The organism is Sphingobium sp. (assembly GCF_035511395.1).
Classification (GTDB): Bacteria; Pseudomonadota; Alphaproteobacteria; order Sphingomonadales; family Sphingomonadaceae; genus Sphingobium.
Window position 1 is genome coordinate 1 of sequence record NZ_DATKFP010000076.1, and the last position, 3667, is coordinate 3667.

Here is a 3667-nt window from a genome sequence, read left to right on the forward strand (position 1 = left end):
ATACATTCATGAATGTATGTAAATTGGAGGACCGTATGCGAGGTATCGGGGTGAAATTGGCGTCGGTGCTGACCCTTCTGACGGTTGGCTGGACGGGCATCGGCCCCTCGGCCGCGCAAGATGGCAATGCCACGGCAGCCGTCATGCAGACGGCCGACGCCGTCTTTTCCAAAGCGGTCGCGGAAGGGCGTACGGCGGGTGCCGTGGTCGCCTATGTCGACGGTAGTGGCGCGGCGACGATGCGAAGCTACGGATTTGAGGACATGGGCCGTGGTATTCCGCTCGAGGGTACGACAAGCGAGCTCCCGATCGCTTCGGTGACGAAGACCTTCACCGCGCTCGCGGTCGCCCAGCTATATGAAGCGGGCAAGATCAAATCCCTGCGTGATCCGGCCAATCTCTATCTGAAGCGATTTCATCTTCCGAAATTCGAGGGAACGGAGGTCACGCTTTGGGACCTTCTGCATCATCGTGCCGGATTTGAGGAAGCCTCTTTCGATACCCTCAGCTACCGTGTCACCACCGACGAGCCGTCGGTCGCTGAATATGAGCGGCTCAGCCCGAATGTCGTGCGCAAGCCGGGCACCATATCCGGCTATTCAAATTTTGGCGCATCGGTTCTCGGCGCGGTCGTGCAGGACGTGTCGGGGGAGCGATATGCGGATTATCTGAAAGAACACATCTTCCAGCCGCTTGGAATGAATCATACGTTCGCGAGCTACACGACGCCGCTGGCAAATGAAGCCGTCGCTTATGATCTATCCGATAAATCGAAGCCGCGTCGCCTGAAGACGATCTATCCAGCCCCCATCATCGCGCCGGCGGGTGGGATTATCACCACGGCCTGGGATATTGCGCTCTACATGCAGGCGTTGCTCGCCGATGGCGGCGGTTCTGTGATTTCGCAACGGACCCGTGATCTTCTTCTCCAGCAGTCGGAGGCCGACAATCCGCTGGTCGGCGGTTTCGGCCTGCTCTATGAGACGCTCTCGCTCGGCGGCGTTCGTGTTGCGCATCATGGCGGTGTTCTGCCCGGTTTTAGAAGCGAAATGCTGCTGCTTCCGGATCAGGGCAAGGGCTTGTTCGTCTTTCTGATGAACTGGGACACGCCGCCGCCGGTGCCGTTCACATGGCCCTACTATCGCAACCTGCTTCTCGGCGCCAAAAGATCGGGCGCTCCGTCGCTCGATATGCCCGACGCCCTTGTGCCGCTGCTCGGCGCGATGCTTGGACCTGATGCTTTCAGTGCGGCGAAATTTCCTAAACCGGCAGCCGGTGCCGTCAATCTCGACCCTCGCGTGTTGTTCGGGACTTATCTGACGACCCGCAGTGTCGAAACCACCATGTTCAGACTGCGCTCGTTGCTTTTCGCCGACACGATGACCGTCGAGCCCGGGACTGGCGGGCTCAAGATCAACGGCCGGGATGGATACAAGCAAATACGACCGGGACTTTTTGCAAGCCCGCACTCGCCCCAGCTCGCCGGCTTCTTCAAGGATCCAGGCACGGGACGGATGGCTGCCTCCATGACCATGCAACCCAGCGCCTATGTGAAGACGACGTTCTTCTGGGAACGGCCCGCGATCTTGATGGGGGCGTTCCAGATCCTCACCGCCATCGTCGCGACCGGACTTCTCGCGGCGATGTGGATGTCGGACAACCGTTTCCAGAGATGGGGCAGATGGGCCGCCATCGGCAGCGCGCTCTGCGCCATCGCCATTCCGGTCATTCTCTTCGGTTGGCGCAACGATCTGGACGATCTCGTGGGCGAAAGCGGACGCTTCATCGCGGCGCGCGCCGCCGCCAATCTGCTTCTGCTGTCGGCCGGGGCTCTCTGCCTTTCTGTCGCCCTCGACTGGTTACGAAACGGGCTGCTCTTTCCCGCAGGTTGGTCGAGCTGGCATCGAATTGCGATGACGGTCGCCGCGATTGCACTTTGCTGCTTCTATGCCGACATCAACTATCTGGGCTTCCGCTTTCCCTAGGGCGCGGAAGCGGGCTTGTCTACATCGAAGGCGCCGGCGCGGGTTGCCGCATCGACCAGCGTGACCAGCAACTTGCCCGGCACTTCGGTGATCAACGCATGTGAAGCCCGGTCGAATACCACGAAAGTCTTTTGCGGGGCCGTTACTGTGGCGACATATTCTCTCGCGAGGCTCGTGGGGGTCTGGAGGTCGTGCGCGCCCATGACATAGAGGACCGGCATTTCGAAATGGAGGCTCAGGTCGCGCCTCAGATCGACCTGATCGATCGAGACAAAGAGTTCTTTCGGCGTTGGCGTGGGGCGGGGCGCCAGCCAGCCGGTGAGAGGCTGTCCGAATGCATAAAGAAGGTCGCCCGTCGATATATAGGGCGAGATGAACCCGGCCGTTGTGAAGGCCGCGGTGATGTCCTTCCTGTCGAACAGATAAAAGCAGTGGCCCCAGTCGCACATTGCCTTGCGGCTGGCGCCCATCCAAGCCTGATATTGCTCGAGATCGTGGGGATCGGGAATTGTCGAATGGGATTCGATGGCAGAGATCACGGCCTTGTCGTTCCGCTGACGTGCTTCCGCCAGCACTTCAGCATGCCGCCTTTCATAATTGGCATGCCAGCCGACAACGACGCCCATGTTTACGAGAAGGGAAACAAGGTCCGGCCGTTCCTGGGCAACGATGGACGCCGGAATCGTTCCCCATGAATGGCCGAGGAGAATGATCTTGCGCTTGTTGAAGCGCTTGCGGAGATATTCGATGACTTCGATCGTGTCCGACACGATCTGCTCCTTGGTGACCGTCCCGTTCCATTTGTCGCGATCGATTTCGCCGCTCAAGCCGGCGCCGCGCTGATCCCATTGAACGACCGTGAAGTAATCCTCCCAAGGCCGCTGCGTGACCCAGCTCAGTGGGCTCGATGCGTCGCCCGGACCGCCATGAACATAGAGCAGAATGGGATTTTCCGTGTCCTGGCCACGTATCTGAAGCCATTGGCGCACACCGCCGATAACCACATAGCGGGAGTCGGCGACACCCTTGTCCGGAGGAACCCGGTTTAACAGGACGATGAAGTCCTGCACCTTGGCTCTGCCCCAGAACAATGCGGTGGTGCCGCCGGCGAGAAACAAGAGAACCGCGATAACGCACATGGCGCTCCAGCGCGGCAGAGCTGCCATCCGGTTGATCTTCATGAAAACTGATCTCCTGTTGTGCGTATGGCCTTGTCCGCCGGCAGGTCCGTGGGCAACCAGGTCGAATAATCCAGGCCTTTAATATTTCTCGAGAGGGCCAGGAATCCGTTGGAGGCGCAAAGAACGACGATCGGCGTCTCATCGAGGACGCGCCGCTGCGCGGCTTGATAGGCCTTCGCGATTTCCTCGTCGGCGAAGGCCGTCATGCCCTGGCGCAGAAGCTGATCGGTCTGCTTGTCCGAATAGCCGCTGAAGTTCGCGTTGCGCTGGTTGGCGCCATAGGAAGCAAAGAGTGGATCCATAACGATAAAGGGATCGGGAAACGGGATTGGCGATCGATAAAGTCCGGCCTGGTACTTGCGCGTTGCAAAGCTCTGCTGGGTTGCGGCGGGCGCGAGCGGGGCGAGGGCGATGTCGATACCCGCCTGCGAGAGATTGCCTTGAAGCGCCAGCGCGACGAGCTCCATGCCGGTATCGGCGCCGCTGTATGTCATCGATATC

The 3667-nt window shown here is 59.9% G+C and carries 3 protein-coding genes; 1 reads left to right on the forward strand and 2 read right to left on the reverse strand.

What is annotated here, in order from left to right:
* The coding region (locus VMR39_RS04560; RefSeq protein WP_325414803.1) for a serine hydrolase domain-containing protein at positions 1-1985 on the forward strand (1985 nt) is incomplete at its 5' end.
* On the opposite strand, the gene VMR39_RS04565 is transcribed toward VMR39_RS04560, so the two are convergent.
* Both VMR39_RS04565 and VMR39_RS04570 read right to left on the reverse strand, forming a co-directional pair.
* Positions 1982-3166, reverse strand: coding sequence for an alpha/beta hydrolase (locus VMR39_RS04565; protein ID WP_325414805.1), 1185 nt, complete (start codon positions 3164-3166; stop codon positions 1982-1984). The genes VMR39_RS04560 and VMR39_RS04565 overlap by 4 nt on opposite strands.
* A partial coding sequence (locus tag VMR39_RS04570) for a hypothetical protein (RefSeq protein WP_325414807.1) occupies positions 3163-3667 on the reverse strand: 505 nt, incomplete at its 5' end. The genes VMR39_RS04565 and VMR39_RS04570, both read right to left, overlap by 4 nt.

What these genes read in the sequence shown, in the direction of transcription:
- VMR39_RS04565 (WP_325414805.1), bottom strand. Translation starts at nt 3,166, where the DNA reads ATGAAGATCAACCGGATGGCAGCTCTGCCGCGCTGGAGCGCCATGTGC.